Genomic DNA, 16,939 nt, shown 5'->3' on the forward strand with positions numbered 1-16,939 from the left:
ACCTAAAAAGGAATGTTGTTATTCACATTATTGCCAAAAACCACTTTATTATTCAAAATGTAAAAGATTTATAAAAAGAATGGATATCTTCCTTTATGGTCCGAAATGATAAGTCGATTTTCATCTTGGAAGTGAAGCCAAATCGGTTTAAATATTGGCTAGCTTTTTCTAATATGTTAGGATAGGAAAGTAACAGAAATTTGTCATAAAATGTGGTGAGGATGATGAGGGTCGTTTCCGGAATTTGCAAAGGAAGACCACTTAAGGCTGTACCGGGTACAGGAACCCGGCCGACTACTGATAAAGTCAAGGAATCTATTTTCAACATGATTGGTCCTTATTTCGAAGGAGGGCTGGTCCTCGACTTGTTTGCCGGGAGCGGTGGACTGGGAATTGAAGCGTTAAGCAGAGGCATGGATAAAGCCATATTTGTCGACCGGGATTTTAAAGCAAATCAAACGGTTAAGGCCAATTTGGAACTATGCAAGTTTTCAGACCGTGCAGAAGTTTATAAAAATGATTCAGAGCGTGCACTGAAGGCTTTGGTGAAAAGGGAAATGACTTTTGAATTGATTTTTCTTGATCCACCTTATAAGAAACAAAAGCTTGTCGAGATTCTTGAAGAAATACATAAATACCGATTGCTGAACGATATGGGATACATTGTTTGTGAGCATGGCCATGATGTTACATTGCCAGAAAAAGTTGGTGACTTTACCGTTAAGAGAAAAGAAGTTTATGGCGTCATTGCCGTTACGATTTATCAATGGGGAAACGTACACGAACAGGGGGAACTATGAATGTCCAAAATAGCGATTTGTCCGGGGAGTTTTGATCCAATAACATTTGGTCATCTTGATATCATTCAAAGGGGAGCGAATGTTTTTGATGAGGTATATGTGGTCATCGTGAACAATTCAGCGAAAAATTCACTTTTTACTGTGGAGGAGAGACTGGAATTGATTACTGAAGCGACTGCTCATATGCCGAATGTTAAAGTGGATTTCTATCAGGGATTGACGGTCGACTATGCTGAAAGCGTTTCCGCGAATGCCATCATTAGGGGATTGAGGGCGACTTCCGACTTTGAATATGAAATGCAGGGAACTTCGATGAACCGATTCCTTAACAATAAAATAGAGTCATTCTTTATCATGACGAAAAATCAATATTCTTTCTTGAGTTCAAGTATCGTGAAAGAGGTTGCGAAGTATGGCGGGGATATCTCCGAACTAGTGCCAAGCGTCGTCGAGAAAGCTCTGGCCAAAAAATACGAGGAACTGAAAGGATAGAAAAAAGAGCATTGCCAACGCGCAATGCTCTTTTTTTCGGTTTACGAAAGGCCTTTGAATAGCCTTTTGGTAAATATGATGATGTATAGGATCAAAAACACGAGTGTCAGAATGGGTCCGAAATCAAGCATGTTCTGATATAGGGAATTCACGTGTTCACCGGAACCGCTGACTGGGAATGCATTTATCGGGCTGCCGCTGTACATATTGCCTTTATATAATGGTCCCCAAAGTAAGACGGTAATAATGGATGCCAGAAGGCCATGTGCTATCCTTGCCAGAAAAAAGGGAGTGAAACGAATGTCTGTTGCGGCAATGATGCTGGCAACTTGCGCTTGAATGCTGAAACCGTTGAAAGCTAAGATGAAACTTGTCATCACAGTTTGCTGAAAGAGTGTCGCATCTTCGACCGTACTGGTTAATTTTGAACCAAGAGTCATTTCAAACATGCCTGATATGAAGGGGAGGCTTAAGGAATCGGGGAAATTGAAAATATGTAAAATTCCTCTGACCCCTGATGCCAGCAATCCGGTTATGTTCATATGAAATAAAAGCTTGTTCACCACCGAAAAGAGAATGATGAATCCCCCGATCATTAATAGGGTTTGAATGGATGAGAGTACCGCATCTCCAAGTAAACTGCCAAATGGTCTTGTTTCTTTTATTCTGGTTCGATGCATTTGGCTAAAGGCTTGTCTTATGGAGGGGAGCTTGGCCATTACATTTGTATGGGATTTTTCTTCTTTCCAACGGTAAAAACGCATGATGATGCCTACACAAAAATTTCCTAAGTAGTGGGAAAGTGCAAGGATGATCCCTAAATGAGGATTGTGGAAAAACCCAACGGCAACGGCAACGAACAGGAACAATGGATTCGATGAATTAGTAAAACAAACGAGTCTCTCAGCTTCGATGCGTGTCAATTGTTCCTCCTGACGAAGCCTTACAGTGAATTTCGCTCCAGCTGGAAACCCTGATGCAAGTCCCATCGCCCAAACGAAACCGCCCACTCCTGGTACACGGAATAAGGGACGCATAAATGGTTCGAGCATGACGCCAATGAACCTGACAACACCAAAACTGATTAATAACTCCGAGAGAATCAAGAAAGGTAGAAGCGAAGGAAAAACAATTGTCCACCAAATATTCAGTCCGCCTTTGGAAGCTTCAAAGGATTCTTGGGGGAAGATGATCAAGCCAACTGCCATCATCGTGACGGAGGTAGCTAACAGTACTGTTTTTGATTTTGATTTTAGCAAAATTCATCCTCCTCTTGAAGGTTTCTAAATAAGGGCAGTTCGTTTCGTATATAATAAAATATGAACTTCCTTTTCTCGAAAAGTAAGCGCATGATGGAATATGGATTGTACCGACATGTATAAATGAGGATGATCCGCACAATGGAATTTCAATGAAGACCTCACTTTATTGGCTACATAGGTTATATCCGCCATGCTTGTTTCACTGTCAATATAAATAATATGCTTCTATAAATCCGTTTAAGACCATAACTTTGAATGAGTGTTATTTCAATATTTTGAACTAGTTACAGCGGGAGGGATATCTTTGTCGAAACCAAAGGTCGGGCTTGCACTTGGGTCAGGAGGAGCTAGGGGGTTTGCACATATTGGCGTGATAAAGGTATTAAAGCAAGAAGGCATTCCGATAGATATGATTGCCGGAAGCAGCATGGGGGCTATGGTTGCTGCCTTTTATGGAGCGGGTTCGGATATCGAGAGGCTGTATAAGTTGTCCCGTGCATTTAAGCGAAAGTATTATTTAGACTTTACCATACCTAAAATGGGCTTCATTTCGGGTAAACGGACAAAGGATTTAATCAGGGTATTTACATATGGAAAGAAATTTGAAGAACTTGATATTCCTGTGGCGGTGGTCGCCACTGATATAAAAACGGGGGAAAAAGTCATTTTTCAGGAAGGTCCCATCGCACCGGCTGTAAGGGCAAGCATCTCCATTCCCGGTATTTTCACTCCCGAAAAAATCGGGAACAGGCTGCTTGTAGATGGAGGCGTTGTTGACAGGGTTCCAGTTTCAGTCGTGAAGGATATGGGAGCAGACATCATAATTGGTGTGGATGTAGCCCACGTGAAACAGGATATGGAGATAAACTCCATCTATGACGTCATCATGCAAAGCCTCGATATCCTGCAAATGGAGCTGGTTAAAAGCAGGGAGTTTGCTTCAGACGTCATGATACGCCCCAGGGTGGAGAAATACAGCTCGAAATCATTTACAAACGTTCAGGAAATAATTAGTATTGGAGAAGAAGCTGCAAGAGGAAAGATAGATCAAATTAAGCAGAGTATTGTTACTTGGAAGGAGTCCTTTGAAGATGAGCCGTAAAATGTATGTACGCACTTTCCTGGTGGTGGCTATACTTCTCATAGCATCAGCCCTTTATTCCCTACCTTTTTATGTATCAAAACCAGGAATGGCTAAAGAATTGGAGCCAATCATTGAGGTATCCGGAGGAGATGAAGCAAAAGGAAGCTTTATGTTAACCACTGTAAGGATGGGCCGGGCGAATGTATATTCCTACATGCTGGCGAAGTGGAGCAAATATCAGGAACTTTATCCGGAAACCTCCATTCGAAGCGAAGATGAAACAGATGAAGAATATAATATCAGGCAGCTGCACTTAATGGATGGTTCTAAAAATAATGCCATTCAGATCGCATATGAAAAAGCAGGGAAAGAAGTCGAATACGAGTACCTGGGTGTATATGTTTTGGACGTGCTAAAAGGAATGCCGGCAGCTAAAGAGCTGAAAGCGGGCGATCAAATCATTCAGGTCGATGATGTTAAATTCAAGTCTGCACAGGAATTCATGAACTATATTAACGGAAAGAAGGCTGGAGACGAAGTTAAAATAGTTTATAAGCGGGAAGAGACGGAGAAAACGGCCGTTCTTTCTTTGCAGCCTTTTAAAAATGACCCAAATAGGGTAGGAATAGGCATTTCGCTGGATGATAATCGAAAAGTGACCACAAAACCGGCGATTTCCATTGATTCAGAACAAATAGGCGGTCCTTCGGCTGGTTTAATGTTTTCATTGGAAATTTATAATCAATTAACAAAGGGCGATCTTACAAATGGATATGACATAGCGGGGACAGGAACGATGTCCGACGATGGGACAGTCGGTCCAATTGGCGGAATTCAACAGAAAATAGTTGCAGCCGATAAGTCAGGAGCCGAAATATTCTTTGCCCCGAATGAAAACGGAGCAGCAGGTTCGAATTATGAAGATGCACTTATTGCAGCAAAGGATATCGACACGGACATGAAGATCGTGCCGGTGGACAACTTTGATGATGCAATAGACTATTTAACGAAGCTAAAAGGAAAAGAAAAATGAAAAAAAGCGCAGGCAGTCATCTACTGTTTGCGCTTTTTTTGATGATTTGATTTTTACTCTTAAGGATGGACGGGCCAAGCTTAAACGATTCTTCATTTGAAAATGATGGGAGATTCATATTCCCGTTTCATCAATGCAGCTTGATATGGTTCCGACAAGCCCAATGCATACACCCGTGCCGCTCGCAAGTCCGTATCGATATCCTGTTTCTGATAGGACGAAAGTTTAGAGATGAGCGGGAGGGGTAAGCCTTTTTTTACAGTGCGAAGATAATCTTGTCCCCGGCCATTCATGCCAAGAAGTCTGATATAGGCTGGTTGGTCATTGTGAATCACCTGTTCCTTTAATGTATGGGTCAATATATGGACACACATCCGTTGTAGTCGTGTCCAAGTGTAGCGTTTTGTCTTCAGGGCTGCCATGAATCCAGAAAAGCTCGAAGATTGTTTGGCCATCTCCTTTATCCGGTGTTCAATGCCTTCCTCAATTTCGTATATCCCTGCTAAATCGGTTAAAGAGGAAGAAAGGATTCGGTATTTCAACATGGGCCAATACATTTCCCAGTCATGCAAGGCATGGTAGTGCTTTAAATATTGCTCAAGACCATTCATCGTCGGTTGAGGAATATAACTGGAAACAGAATTTAACTCCTGGTGTTCATGGATGGCTTTTCGTATCCCCGTTGCACTGGCAATAGGGTCTTTGGACAACTTTGTTTCATGGTATCCGGCAGCGACCCTTTGAATCGTATAAGGGCGAATGGAGTAGCCGTTGGAAAGTGCAGCACTTACATATTCCTTTCCAAGAATATTATTTGGCTTAGTCAAATCCAATCCGGCATCACCATTGATGATCGATCGATAAGCCTGGGCAGCACTGGCCGGATAACTATTACCGGCATCCATAGCCGATTTAATTGCGGCATCGAATGCAGCGGAATTATCCGATAGAATTCTGTGGGCAGTGATGAATGGTTCAATTCTGCCATCCTCGCTTCCAAAGCAAAAGGAGTCACAGCCAAGGGATTCCAAAAGAGAAATAGATCCTTTTGCAAATATTTCCGCCTTCTGTGTCGCGAAAGCATAGGGTAGCTCAATGACAAGATCTATGCCGCCGTTCAAGGCCATTTCGGCACGTGTCCACTTGCTGACGATAGCGGGCTCGCCACGCTGTAAGAAGGGTCCGCTCATAACAGCGACCACAACATCTGCCCCTGTTTTTTCTCTACTTTCTCTTGCATGTAAAACATGTCCATTGTGAAAAGGGTTATATTCGACTACTAAACCGCAAGCTTTCATTCGTTCACCTCAGAGAAAAACTTTGTATTTTATCAACTTAGTGCTAAAATAGTATTTCAAGTAAAATTACTATAAGTAATCGTCCGGATTCTTTGTTTGAAATGATTCTTAAACTTAGACAATCAGTTAGGATGACTACATTATAGTGTAAAGAAAAAATATTGACAAACTTATAATTGAAAGCTATAATTATTTTTGTTGCCTTGAGGTGATTTCATTTGAAATGGACGATTAGTCAACTTCAAAAAATTCGGGACAAAGATTTACGGTTTGATGAACTGGTGGATGTCTTGGACATTAGAGAAAGAGACCCGCAAATTCGCGATGTTTCTCCGATCAGAGTAGCAGGAAGAGCTGATATCAGCTCGACCGAGATTACTTTTCACTTGCATCTTTCAGGTGAATTAACATTACCTTGCTCCCGTACACTGGTAGACGTTAAATATCCGATTGATATTGATACAAAGGAAACCTTTCTTTTAAAGGCAGATGGCGCTGATTTCTACGGAGATGATGTCACTGTTGTGGAAGGTGATGTTGTAGACCTAATACCGGTAATTAAAGAAAATTTATTGCTAGAAATTCCGATGCAGGTTTTTTGTGAGGATGTCGATTCGAACGAAGCTGCTCCTCAATCCGGAAAAGACTGGGCTGTTATTTCTGAAGAGGAAAATGAGCATAAGGTTGATCCGAGATTTGCAAAGCTTGCCGACTTTTTTGACAACAATAAAGAATCTTGATTGGAACGAAAAATCGTTAATCCGATTTTTCCAGCTTTTTTATATTTTTTAAGGAGGTGGGAATAATGGCTGTACCTTTTAGAAGAACGTCGAAAACTGTAAAAAGAAAACGTCGTACGCACTTCAAGCTTCAAGTACCTGGTATGGTAGAATGCCCGAGCTGTGGTGGAATGACTCTTTCACATCACGTTTGTAAAGAATGTGGAACATATAAAGGAAAAGAAGTTGTCGCAAAATAATTTCTTGACCTACTTGAGAGCTTTGCTTTCTTGATGCAACACGCTAATCAAAGCGCAGGGATTTTTCTCTGTGCTTTTTTTACAAATATATTTGGCAGAATATTTTGAATCATCTATGTTTGCCGATGATTTTGGAGAAGGTGTTTACATGGATCAGGTGATTGAAGTTGAAAAGGATAAACGCGGTTTCATGAAGCTCCTATTTAATAGACCGGAGAAAAGGAATGCCGTGAATTATCAATTGATGGACGAACTTGAGTTGATATTGTCAGAAGCTGCATACGATGATGAAGTTAAGTTGCTAGTCCTGACAGGGGCGGGATCTGAGGCATTCTGTTCAGGTGGGGATCTAAGGGAATTTCAGGATTTGCATACAGAAGAAGAGGCCTTTGCTATGTTATCGAAAATGGGTGAAATTCTGTATAAACTAGCAGTTTTCCCAAAACCAACAATAGCGCTCATCAATGGAAGTGCTTTCGGCGGTGGATGCGAAATAGCGACAGCTTGTGATTTCAGATTAGCAAAGAGTGAAGTCAAGCTAGGGTTTGTGCAAGGTACACTGGGAATAACGACAGGCTGGGGCGGAGCTTCACTTTTACTTGAAAAAATACCAGAGCAAAAAGCGCTAAAGCTATTATTGGATGCAAAAATACATAAAGCTGAGGAAGCAAAGGAATTTGGTTTCGTAGATGAGATAGTCGGAGAAGGTACGGATGGATGGGAAATGTTCGCAGAAGATTTTCTTCGCCATGAGACAGGGGTATTGATGGCCTATAAACGATTGCTGGTCCATAAATGGCAGGGGAGCGGGCTTAAAGGAAGAATGGATGCGGAAATCCGGGAATGTTCTAAACTGTGGGCGAGTGATGAGCATCATGCTGCTGTCGATCGTTTTTTAAATAAGAAAAAATAAATATTACACGCTCTATATATCTTCTATCTTTCCTAGCATGTGCATATTATGAATTAAAACTTGCTGGGAGGTAGAGAGATGACGATTGCGAGACAAGATGCATGGAATCATGATGAGGATCTGTTGTTGGCTGAAGTGGTACTGAGGCATATACGAGAAGGCAGTACACAATTAAAGGCGTTTGAAGAAGTGGGGAAACAGTTATCGAGGACATCTGCTGCTTGTGGGTTCCGTTGGAATTCATTTGTAAGGAAGCAATATAAGTCTGGGATAGAGCTGGCGAAAAAACAAAGGAAAGAACAGGTAGTCAATAATCCTGAAATGGAAATGGATTCGGTTGCAGTGGCGGAGAATGTCACGATTGAAGAAAAAACGCCCGAGCATGAAGATAAAGAATCTATTACCCTTCAGGAAGTTATATTATATTTAACTAAAATGGATGAATTCTTTCAGCTTGATAATAAGGAAAAAGAACGGATTTCTGAGCGGTCCCTATTTCTTGAACGGGAAAATGCCCGATTATTGGAAGAGAATGTATTGCTTAAAGAAAACCTGAAAGCTGTTGAGGAAGATTACCGTGCGTTAATGCAGATTATGGAGCGCGCGAGAAAACTTAGTGTACAAGAGGACGAAAAGACTAATCCGAAGGTGAGTTTCCAAATGGATAAGAATGGTAATCTAGAAAGGGTCAATAAATAAAAAATGCGGGTGGGAAAATCCGCCCGCATTTTCTTGATGCTTCCTTATTCTTGTGTATCTATTTCTTTATTATCTTGTATGTCAAATGGGCTCCAAATCAGCGGGTTTTCTCCGAGGTCCCTGTCCAAATCATAGGAAACAGCAGAAAAACCCATCTTTTTCCAAAAGTCTTGTGAATGAACTCTTGGATTGGTTTTGATAGGCGTGTTCAGGCTTTTGGCGAATTCGACCAAAGCGCTTCCATAACCTTTTTTCTGATAGTTAGGCAGGACTTCAAGTTTCCAAAGAACAAGAAAGTCCCTAGACTTGTCAAAATACTGGTCGAATTTAGCACTTCTTTTATACAGGCTCATGCGGGCTACAAGTTTGTCGCCATAAAAGATTCCGTAAAAAGGTGATTGGCTGTCATTTTCGATGATGTTACCCTCTAAATCATCTAGCATTGACAGTTCCTGTATCCCGTATTCTTTGAATTTTTTGAATTCCTCAAGCGTTTTAAAATTTACAAGTAATCGTTCCACCTTGTATTCCATAAAAAAGCTCCCCCTTAATTCTGATAAACCTCTTCGATAGTACCCTTTGAAAGTCATCCCACTGATCTTTACGATGTGGAATTCCAGCTAAGGTCAAATCTAGTATGACAACATCGACTTATCCTAGCTGTCTAAATGCTTATAGCCTTTAATCCCCCGCCCTTTTCCCTTCAATTTCTCGCGGGTTGAGTTTGGAGTTATCTTTTGTTCCTAAAAGTATTCAAAATGGCTAAGCTTTTCGTATCTAATATACCATTAAATTAACGCTTAAAGAAGAAAATATATCTTCAAGGGCGTATTAATAATTCTTTTCATTGGTATTTTATGACGAGCCTTGTTAATGGCAGTTCAATTTCATTCAATCAGATGTGCTGCGTTTTCCAACGATGGGAAAATTGATGCAGGATAAAAAAGATAATGTGATAAAATAGTGAATATATTTCAATAAGTAAGGAAGGGTATTATGAGAATTGGAATCATTGGGGGAGGGGCCATAGGGCTGCTGTTTGCATCTTATTTAAGTGGAAAACATAGTGTGACACTCTATACTCATACTGCGGATCAGGCGTCCATCATCCAACGTGATGGAATCCGTCTTATTGCGGATGGTGAAAGCAGGCTGCTGACAGGCATCATTTCCAAGGGCCTGGATGATGGGATATCGGATGTGGATCTTCTAATATTGGCCGTCAAGCAATATCATCTGCCGCAAATACTGCCTAGGATAAAAGGTATTCAGGTTCCATTGCTATTCTTGCAGAATGGCTATGGTCATATTTCTTATTTAAAGCAGCTTCAATCCCCGACCATATATGTGGGGGTAGTGGAGCATGGGGCATTGAAACATGACGGGAATACCGTGGAGCATACAGGGCACGGCATTACAAGGATCGCTTCCTTTAAAGGGGAACTTGAGCAACTATCGTTAGTGAATGAAAGGATCGATCATTTTCCTTTTGCGAAGAGCGAGGATTTTCACTCGATGCTGATCGATAAGCTTCTCGTTAATGCAGTGATAAACCCGTTAACGGCGATACTTGATGTGGAAAATGGCGGTTTAATCACTAACTCCTATTACTACCAATTATTTCAAGATCTTTTTGAAGAAATCTCCGGTATTTTGGAAGTTCAAAATAAGGATGAGTCTTTTGAACATGTGAAATCCGTTTGTATGGCAACTGCAGAAAATCGATCGTCAATGCTAAAAGATATAGAAAATGGCCGTAAAACGGAAATTGATGCTATTTTGGGTCATATCCTCTCGGAGGCAAAGAGTAAAGGGAAAAGTGATTGCCTGACATCTTCTCTATATATGATGGTCAAAGGAAAAGAGTCTCAGGGGGGATGAGGATGTGCCGTACGTAGTTTCAAGCCTTGCCGCGATATTTATTACCTTGCCTTTCGTAGGGTATTTACTTTTTTTTATAAGTGCCAAACAATTCACTGGAAACCATAGGCGCTCCGTTCAATTTGCAATGGACATGAGTACGCTGCTGTTCATATTATCCGTCCATTATTTGATCATTACGATTTGGGATAAGCAGATTCTTTGGGTGATCATGCTAATCATGATCATCAACGCATTCGTGGTGGTCCTTGTCCATTACAAGGTAAAAGAAGAAATCATTTTCCATAAGGTATTAAAGGGTTTTTGGAGAGTGAACTTCGCCTTCTTTTTTGTAGCTTACCTTCTATTATTCTCCATCGGAATAATTACAAGTATTACGAAGATATTGACTACATAACATAGAACATCACATCAATTTTCTGCTGCTGGGCAACTTCTTTTGTTTTCTTAAACCGGAATGTTATACTCTAAAAAGAATTGTAGTTGCAGAGAAAGGGAGAACAGAAATGGAGATGAAAGATCTCGCGTTACCATCTTTAAACCGTTTTGCATCGGACTATTTACAAAACCGTCTTGAAACGGAGGATTATTTTCACTATGACTTGTCTAAGCCTGACATTTATCCCAATAGATATAATGAATTGATAAACCGCTCTTTTTTACGTGATGAATTGTCGGATTACATAAAACAATACATGTCTCGTTTTTCAATCAGTGAGGCAGTTAAGGGGAATATTGAAAGGTTGCGCAGGGATGATTCCGTGGTGGTGATTGGAGGACAGCAGGCTGGGTTATTATCAGGGCCGCTGTATACCATTCATAAAGTGATTTCTATCATTAAGCTTGCGGAAGAACAGGAAAAAGAACTGGGGCAGCCAGTCATTCCAGTTTTTTGGATAGCTGGAGAAGATCATGATTTGGCTGAAGTCAATCATGTTTATGTTATGAAAAACGGTAAACCCGATAAAAAAACCTATCCTTCCTATCAGCCGTATAAAACAATGGTTTCTGATGTAGAGCTGGAAACGGATAAGGCTGAGAAGTGGCTTGAGGAAATCATTGAAACTTATGGAGAAACGGCCTTTACGAATAAACTCCTGATTGATATGAAGGAAACCATTAAGCAATCGAATACTTTCGTTGATTTCTTCGCCAGACTGATTCATGAATGGTTCAAAGAATATGGCCTTTTACTAGTCGATGCCGGAGATCCGGAATTAAGGCGAATTGAGAAGTCATACTTTGAATCGATGGTCAATGAAAGTGGACGAATTGCTGAGGTGGTCGAGGAACAGCAATCATTCATGCATGCGAAGGGGTATGCAAAAATGATTGAAATGGATAATCGGGCAGCTAATTTATTCTATTATGATCCAGAAAAAAAAGATCGATGTTTACTCGAACGTGTAGAAGGCGGTTTCAGCGGAAAAAACGGTGAGGTATCATTCACCGGGGAGGAACTCTTGCAGATAGCCAAGAATCATCCAGAACGATTAAGCAACAATGTCATTACACGCCCGCTCATGCAGGAAATGCTTTTCCCTGTATTGGCTTTCGTTTCTGGACCAGGGGAAATAGCTTATTGGGCAGAATTAAAAAAGGCATTTGAGTTGTTTTCCATGAAGATGCCGCCAATCATTCCTAGGTTAAACATCACGCTGGTAGAGCGCAGTATCCATAGCGACCTTGAAGAAATGGAACTCAGTTTGGAAACTGTTCTGACTGAAGGAACCGCTAATGCTGTAAAAAGTTACCTTGATTCGGTGAAAGATGAGACGATTGACACCCTGTTCGGGACTCTGAAATCACAGCTTGAAGAGAACCATGAAAAGCTATTTGACCACGCTGTCTCTTTAGATAGAGGACTTGAGCCGATGTTGAACAAAAACATTGAATTCATTCAAAAGCAATTGAATTTCATGTATGGCAAAATCGGTGACCGGACAAAGGAACGGCATTCGTTCATATTGAAAAAATATGAACGGATCGCAAATTCACTGTACCCTCTTGGATCACCCCAGGAGAGGATTTGGAATGTGTTTTATTACTTGAATCAATACGGGCCAGAGTTCGTACGGGATATGATGAAACTGGAATACCGGTTCAATAATCAACATAAATTGATTTTCATATAGAAAAACCATCCGTTTTGGGGAAAAGTGGCGGATACATCATTTTGAATAGGGTTGCCACAAACCAATCCTGACGGAGGGATTAAAAAGTGTAAAAAAGACAGGTGCTAAAGCCTGTCTTTTTTTCTGTTTCATTGGCACTTGTCAGGTAGTGCTTCGACAGTAATGGTGGGACTGCGTCTTAGTCTGAGTCCATTCGAGGGAATTGCACGTTTCTGTGAATAATTTGGCTAAATAAACTTAAGTAGAAAAGAAGGGAATTTTTACTTAGAAGGAGAAAGTAAAAACAAGTGGAGAAAGGTGGGGGAATGTGGTACATTGAGATTAGAATGTGGGGGTTGTGGGTATGTTCATGGGAGAGTACCATCATAACATCGATATAAAGGGCCGTTTGATTGTCCCAGTGAAATTCAGGGAAAATCTCGGGGAGCAATTTGTCCTTACCCGCGGACTCGATCAATGTTTATTTGGTTACCCTATGGAAGAGTGGAAGCTGCTTGAAGAAAAGCTGAAAGCCCTACCTTTAACAAAAAAAGATGCCCGAGCCTTTACCCGTTTTTTCTTTTCTGCAGCTACAGAGTGCGAAATTGATAAACAAGGGCGAATTAATATCCCCACGCCGCTTACTTCATATGGCCAATTGGAAAAAGAATGTGTAATTCTTGGTGTTACCAATCGTATTGAGATTTGGAGCAAATCCCTTTGGGAAAACTATTTTTCAGCTTCTGAGGATTCTTTCGCTGAGATAGCAGAAAATATGATTGGCTTTGATATTTAAGGCTGCCCCCAGAAATAGGGTCACTCAATAACCGATTGGAAGGATGTCTAGCATGTTTCAACATACAACAGTGTTATTAAAAGAGACGGTTGATGGATTGAACATCAAACCTGATGGAATTTATGTGGATTGTACTTTAGGAGGAGCCGGTCACAGCGAATACTTACTTTCACAGCTCTCTGACAAGGGTAGGCTTTATGCTTTTGATCAGGACGAAACGGCGATTCGGAATGCTAAGGAAAAATTGGAAAGCTATGGCGAACGTATTGTTCTTGTTCCTAATAATTTTAAATACTTAAAAGAAGAGTTGAATGCCCGGGGAATCGAGAAAGTGGACGGGATCCTTTATGATTTAGGTGTGTCATCCCCACAATTGGATACACCAGAGCGTGGTTTCAGCTATAACCATGATGCACCTTTGGATATGAGGATGGACCAAAGTGCTGCAATTTCTGCCTATGATGTCGTGAATACTTGGTCATTCCATGATTTGCTGAGAATTTTCTTCCAATATGGCGAAGAAAAGTTTTCGAAACAAATTGCCAGGAAAATTGAAGCGGCACGTGAAATAAAACCGATTGAAACGACATTCGAGCTTGTGGAGTTAATTAAGGATGGAATACCGGCCCCGGCAAGACGTAAAGGCGGACACCCTGCGAAACGAGTGTTCCAAGCAATAAGAATCGCTGTGAATGACGAACTTGGTGTCTTTGAAGATTCCTTGGAGCAAGCCATATCGCTTTTGGATAAAGAAGGAAGAATATCTGTCATTACATTCCATTCATTAGAAGATAGAATTTGTAAAACGGTATTTAAAAAAGCCAGTAGCATGCCGGACCTTCCGCCTGGACTTCCAGTTATCCCGGATGAATTCAAACCAACTATGAAAATAATTACGAGAAAACCGATTTTACCTTCTGAAGAAGAATTGGAAGGGAATAATCGTTCCCGGTCGGCTAAGTTAAGAATCGCCGAAAAGCAATAATCACAGAAAAAAATCAGTAGAGGGGGAACATGAATGAGTTCCATAGCCAAAAAAATACAAGAACAGCAATATGAAGACCAACAGCAGCAACAGACGCATCAAACAGTGGTCATCCGTAAAGCGAAGATATCCATTGGTGAAGTTTTCTTACTATGTGCCCTTGCTATCATGGTTACCTTTATGGGAGTGAAAATAGTCTCTAATCAAGCGGCCATCTATGAAACGAATAAAGAAATCCAGCTAGTGGAAACGTCGATTGAAAAACAGGGTAAAGTGAATGAAGATTTGAAAGTACAGGTTGCTGAACTTAGTACATACGAAAGAATTTGGAAAAAAGCTGCAGCGCTAGGCTTCAAGTTAAATGAGAATAATGTGAAGGGTGTGCAGTGATAATGCAGAAACAAAAAAATATGAAGCATGGGGCAGCCGGATTATTCTTCTTATTCGGCCTGCTCTTTTTTGTATTAGTCTGCCGCTTTTTGTATATTCAGGTGACAGGTACAGCAGGCGGGGAGGTACTGGCTTCGAAAATCGACAAGAAATATGAAAAAAAACAGGTCCTAGAAGCCAAAAGGGGAAGCATACTCGATACTAAGGGTGAAGTCATCGCTGAGGATACTCCCTCCTATATCTTAAGGGCTGTACTCAGTGAAAAGGAGCCGGAGCATGTCAAGGATCCGGAGATGACCGCTAGTAAGCTAGCTAAATATATCGACATGGATGAACAGGACATTTATGAAAGACTTACGAAAAAAGGGGCATACCAGGTGGAGTTTGGCAGTGCGGGCAAGGATTTGACTCAGGTCGTCAAGCAGAAAATAGAAAAAATGGAACTGCCGGGAATTACATTCGGAAGTACGAATAAACGTTTTTATCCTAATGGAATTTTCGCCTCCCATCTGATTGGCTATGTAGAAAAGGATGAAGAAACGGAAGAAATGGCTGGTAAGTTCGGCATTGAAAAGTACCTCAATAAAGAACTACAGGAAACGAACGGGGAGCTGACATATGACAGTGACTCATGGGGCTTTCTTTTACCGGATACGAAGGAAAAGGTGGTTGCCCCGGATAATGGCAATGATGTCATGCTTACGATCGACAAGAAAATACAAACGTTCCTGGAAGATTCGATGAGCAAAGTGCAGGAAAAATACGATCCCGAGCAAATCATAGCGATTGTCTCCAATCCAAAAACGGGGGAAATTGTGGCGATGGGGCAAAGGCCTACCTTCCACCCGACAACGAAAGTCGGGCTTACGGATACTTGGCGTAACCTGGCTATTGAAGAAAGCTTCGAACCGGGATCAACCATGAAAACATTCACCCTTGCCGCGGCTGTTGAGGAAGGGGTCTTTAATCCGAATGAAAGCTTTGTCGCTGGAACCTACAAAGCCGGATCGGGGAAAATCGGAGATCATAGCGGAATCGAAAGAGGGAAGAGCATGACATTTCTTGAAGGGGTTCAACGTTCCTCCAACGTCGCTTTTGCCACTCTTGCAATGGATAAGATAGGAGAGGATACTTTCCGTGAGTATTTGACTAAGTTCGGATTTGATAAAAAAACGGGAATTGACCTGCCGAACGAGATAACTGGAAAAATTCAATACAAGTATAAGCTTGAAAAAGTTACTACTTCCTTTGGACAGGGTTCGACCGTTACACCGATTCAACAAATCCAAGCTGCATCCGCAATAGCCAATGACGGAAAAATGATGCAGCCGTACGTGATAAAAAGCATTTCCGATCAAGATACCGGAAAAATTTTGAAAACGACAAAGCCAAAAGTGACAGGGCAACCGATTTCGGCAGAAACTGCAAAACAAGTACGTGATTATTTGGAAACGGTAATTTCCGCGAAAAAAGGAACAGGGAAAAAATATGCCATTGATGGATATGAAGTAGCGGGGAAAACCGGTACTGCACAAATTCCTGGTCCGACAGGTAGATATTTAGAAGGGAAAAATAACTATGTATTCTCCTTTTTAGGTATGGCTCCAAAAGATGATCCGCAGTTGGTCATGTATGTGGCGGTCAAGCAGCCGAAGTTAGGTGTATCTTATGTTGGGGCTGATCCATTGTCAGAGATATTTAATCCTGTCATGCAAAATAGCCTGCAATATCTAAACATAAAGCCTTCTGAGGTTAAAAAACAAAAAGCAAATAAAATCGTTGACTATACGAATCAAACCGAAAGTTCAGCTGCCAAAGAACTGAAGGAACTTGGCTATGATGTAAGTACGATCGGCAGTGGGCGTAAAGTGCTCGATCAATCCCCAAAAGCGGGGAGTATACTGTTACAGGGTGAAAGGATAATCCTGAGGACGGAAGGAGAAATGAAAGTTCCTGACATGAAGGGATGGTCCCTGCGCGATGTTATGAAATTGGCTAAGGTTGCAAAACTGGAGCTAAAAACTGAAGGTACTGGATATGTGAGTAAACAAAGTCTTGAGGCCGGGAAAAAAGTGAAGGAAGGAGAGACCTTCAATATTGAATTATCCCAGCCTGAAGGGGCTGGTGAAGAAATACCGACAAAAGAGACAACAGAGTGAAGATAAAGAGGGGATCCAAATGGATCCCCTCTTTAATTCTTACAAAGTTTCTAG

At 41.2% G+C, this 16,939-nt stretch carries 18 protein-coding genes; 15 read left to right on the forward strand and 3 right to left on the reverse strand.

Features of this window, described 5'->3' with window-relative positions:
• The first annotated feature begins 224 nt into the window (after nucleotides 1–224).
• Nucleotides 225–800, forward strand: a complete 576-nt coding sequence (gene rsmD / locus MKY17_RS07780; protein ID WP_034313946.1) for a 16S rRNA (guanine(966)-N(2))-methyltransferase RsmD — start codon at nucleotides 225–227, stop codon at nucleotides 798–800.
• Nucleotides 801–1,292: a pantetheine-phosphate adenylyltransferase gene (gene coaD / locus MKY17_RS07785; RefSeq protein ID WP_098371098.1), complete on the forward strand. Its 492-nt coding sequence runs from the start codon at nucleotides 801–803 to the stop codon at nucleotides 1,290–1,292.
• A 41-nt stretch (nucleotides 1,293–1,333) separates the two neighbouring features.
• On the opposite strand, the gene ylbJ is transcribed toward coaD, so the two are convergent.
• Nucleotides 1,334–2,551, reverse strand: coding sequence for a sporulation integral membrane protein YlbJ (gene ylbJ, locus MKY17_RS07790; protein ID WP_098371097.1), 1,218 nt, complete (start codon nucleotides 2,549–2,551; stop codon nucleotides 1,334–1,336).
• Nucleotides 2,552–2,858: 307 nt separating this feature from the next.
• On the opposite strand from ylbJ, the gene MKY17_RS07795 reads away from it, so the two are divergent.
• Nucleotides 2,859–3,656, forward strand: coding sequence for a patatin-like phospholipase family protein (locus MKY17_RS07795; RefSeq protein ID WP_098371096.1), 798 nt, complete (start codon nucleotides 2,859–2,861; stop codon nucleotides 3,654–3,656).
• A complete protein-coding gene (locus tag MKY17_RS07800) occupies nucleotides 3,646–4,671 on the forward strand; it encodes a SepM family pheromone-processing serine protease (RefSeq protein WP_098371095.1) in 1,026 nt (341 codons plus the stop codon). Before MKY17_RS07795 ends, MKY17_RS07800 begins: the two co-directional genes overlap by 11 nt.
• A 92-nt stretch (nucleotides 4,672–4,763) precedes the next feature.
• On the opposite strand, the gene MKY17_RS07805 is transcribed toward MKY17_RS07800, so the two are convergent.
• Complete coding sequence (locus MKY17_RS07805) at nucleotides 4,764–5,969, reverse strand: nucleotidyltransferase (protein ID WP_098371094.1); 1,206 nt, start codon at nucleotides 5,967–5,969, stop codon at nucleotides 4,764–4,766.
• A 218-nt stretch (nucleotides 5,970–6,187) separates the two neighbouring features.
• On the opposite strand from MKY17_RS07805, the gene MKY17_RS07810 reads away from it, so the two are divergent.
• The 4 genes from MKY17_RS07810 (at nucleotide 6,188) to MKY17_RS07825 (ending at nucleotide 8,560) form a co-directional block, all read left to right on the forward strand.
• Nucleotides 6,188–6,709 (forward strand): DUF177 domain-containing protein, encoded by a 522-nt coding sequence (locus MKY17_RS07810; RefSeq protein WP_098371093.1) that lies wholly within the window; start codon nucleotides 6,188–6,190, stop codon nucleotides 6,707–6,709.
• A 65-nt stretch (nucleotides 6,710–6,774) separates the two neighbouring features.
• Nucleotides 6,775–6,948 carry a 50S ribosomal protein L32 gene (rpmF, locus tag MKY17_RS07815; protein WP_034313929.1) on the forward strand — a complete coding sequence of 58 codons (174 nt, stop codon included), beginning with the start codon at nucleotides 6,775–6,777 and terminating at the stop codon, nucleotides 6,946–6,948.
• 148 nt (nucleotides 6,949–7,096) lie between these two features.
• Complete coding sequence (locus tag MKY17_RS07820; RefSeq protein ID WP_098371384.1) at nucleotides 7,097–7,861, forward strand: enoyl-CoA hydratase/isomerase family protein; 765 nt, start codon at nucleotides 7,097–7,099, stop codon at nucleotides 7,859–7,861.
• A 78-nt stretch (nucleotides 7,862–7,939) separates the two neighbouring features.
• Nucleotides 7,940–8,560: an RsfA family transcriptional regulator gene (locus MKY17_RS07825; RefSeq protein WP_098371092.1), complete on the forward strand. Its 621-nt coding sequence runs from the start codon at nucleotides 7,940–7,942 to the stop codon at nucleotides 8,558–8,560.
• 44 nt (nucleotides 8,561–8,604) lie between these two features.
• Here MKY17_RS07825 and MKY17_RS07830 read toward each other — a convergent pair whose 3' ends face one another.
• The gene (locus MKY17_RS07830) at nucleotides 8,605–9,093 is read right to left on the reverse strand and encodes an N-acetyltransferase (RefSeq protein WP_098371091.1); all 489 of its coding nucleotides are present in this window, start codon (nucleotides 9,091–9,093) and stop codon (nucleotides 8,605–8,607) included.
• Nucleotides 9,094–9,556: 463 nt separating this feature from the next.
• On the opposite strand from MKY17_RS07830, the gene MKY17_RS07835 reads away from it, so the two are divergent.
• The 7 genes from MKY17_RS07835 (at nucleotide 9,557) to MKY17_RS07865 (ending at nucleotide 16,885) form a co-directional block, all read left to right on the forward strand.
• Nucleotides 9,557–10,441 (forward strand): 2-dehydropantoate 2-reductase, encoded by an 885-nt coding sequence (locus tag MKY17_RS07835; RefSeq protein ID WP_098371090.1) that lies wholly within the window; start codon nucleotides 9,557–9,559, stop codon nucleotides 10,439–10,441.
• Between the two features lie 4 nt (nucleotides 10,442–10,445).
• The gene (locus MKY17_RS07840; protein ID WP_098371089.1) at nucleotides 10,446–10,838 is read left to right on the forward strand and encodes a DUF3397 domain-containing protein; all 393 of its coding nucleotides are present in this window, start codon (nucleotides 10,446–10,448) and stop codon (nucleotides 10,836–10,838) included.
• A gap of 109 nt (nucleotides 10,839–10,947) precedes the next feature.
• Nucleotides 10,948–12,576, forward strand: a complete 1,629-nt coding sequence (gene bshC, locus MKY17_RS07845) for a bacillithiol biosynthesis cysteine-adding enzyme BshC (RefSeq protein ID WP_098371088.1) — start codon at nucleotides 10,948–10,950, stop codon at nucleotides 12,574–12,576.
• 343 nt (nucleotides 12,577–12,919) lie between these two features.
• The gene (gene mraZ, locus MKY17_RS07850) at nucleotides 12,920–13,351 is read left to right on the forward strand and encodes a division/cell wall cluster transcriptional repressor MraZ (RefSeq protein WP_034313914.1); all 432 of its coding nucleotides are present in this window, start codon (nucleotides 12,920–12,922) and stop codon (nucleotides 13,349–13,351) included.
• 52 nt (nucleotides 13,352–13,403) lie between these two features.
• Nucleotides 13,404–14,336, forward strand: a complete 933-nt coding sequence (rsmH, locus tag MKY17_RS07855) for a 16S rRNA (cytosine(1402)-N(4))-methyltransferase RsmH (protein ID WP_034313911.1) — start codon at nucleotides 13,404–13,406, stop codon at nucleotides 14,334–14,336.
• A gap of 33 nt (nucleotides 14,337–14,369) precedes the next feature.
• The gene (ftsL, locus tag MKY17_RS07860) at nucleotides 14,370–14,726 is read left to right on the forward strand and encodes a cell division protein FtsL (RefSeq protein ID WP_076366682.1); all 357 of its coding nucleotides are present in this window, start codon (nucleotides 14,370–14,372) and stop codon (nucleotides 14,724–14,726) included.
• A 2-nt stretch (nucleotides 14,727–14,728) separates the two neighbouring features.
• A complete protein-coding gene (locus MKY17_RS07865) occupies nucleotides 14,729–16,885 on the forward strand; it encodes a penicillin-binding protein (protein ID WP_339201625.1) in 2,157 nt (718 codons plus the stop codon).
• Nucleotides 16,886–16,939 lie beyond the last annotated feature (54 nt).

Source organism: Peribacillus sp. FSL P2-0133, from assembly GCF_037975445.1.
Lineage (GTDB): Bacteria > Bacillota > Bacilli > Bacillales > DSM-1321 > Peribacillus > Peribacillus simplex_E.

Coding starts and splice junctions, on each gene's coding strand:
- rsmD (WP_034313946.1), top strand. CDS start 225: ATGAGGGTCGTTTCCGGAATTTGCAAAGGAAGACCACTTAAGGCTGTA.
- coaD (WP_098371098.1), top strand. CDS start 801: ATGTCCAAAATAGCGATTTGTCCGGGGAGTTTTGATCCAATAACATTT.
- MKY17_RS07800 (WP_098371095.1), top strand. CDS start 3,646: ATGAGCCGTAAAATGTATGTACGCACTTTCCTGGTGGTGGCTATACTT.
- MKY17_RS07805 (WP_098371094.1), bottom strand. CDS start 5,969: ATGAAAGCTTGCGGTTTAGTAGTCGAATATAACCCTTTTCACAATGGA.
- rpmF (WP_034313929.1), top strand. CDS start 6,775: ATGGCTGTACCTTTTAGAAGAACGTCGAAAACTGTAAAAAGAAAACGT.
- MKY17_RS07820 (WP_098371384.1), top strand. CDS start 7,097: ATGGATCAGGTGATTGAAGTTGAAAAGGATAAACGCGGTTTCATGAAG.
- MKY17_RS07825 (WP_098371092.1), top strand. CDS start 7,940: ATGACGATTGCGAGACAAGATGCATGGAATCATGATGAGGATCTGTTG.
- MKY17_RS07830 (WP_098371091.1), bottom strand. CDS start 9,093: ATGGAATACAAGGTGGAACGATTACTTGTAAATTTTAAAACGCTTGAG.
- MKY17_RS07835 (WP_098371090.1), top strand. CDS start 9,557: ATGAGAATTGGAATCATTGGGGGAGGGGCCATAGGGCTGCTGTTTGCA.
- bshC (WP_098371088.1), top strand. CDS start 10,948: ATGGAGATGAAAGATCTCGCGTTACCATCTTTAAACCGTTTTGCATCG.
- mraZ (WP_034313914.1), top strand. CDS start 12,920: ATGTTCATGGGAGAGTACCATCATAACATCGATATAAAGGGCCGTTTG.
- rsmH (WP_034313911.1), top strand. CDS start 13,404: ATGTTTCAACATACAACAGTGTTATTAAAAGAGACGGTTGATGGATTG.
- ftsL (WP_076366682.1), top strand. CDS start 14,370: ATGAGTTCCATAGCCAAAAAAATACAAGAACAGCAATATGAAGACCAA.
- MKY17_RS07865 (WP_339201625.1), top strand. CDS start 14,729: ATGCAGAAACAAAAAAATATGAAGCATGGGGCAGCCGGATTATTCTTC.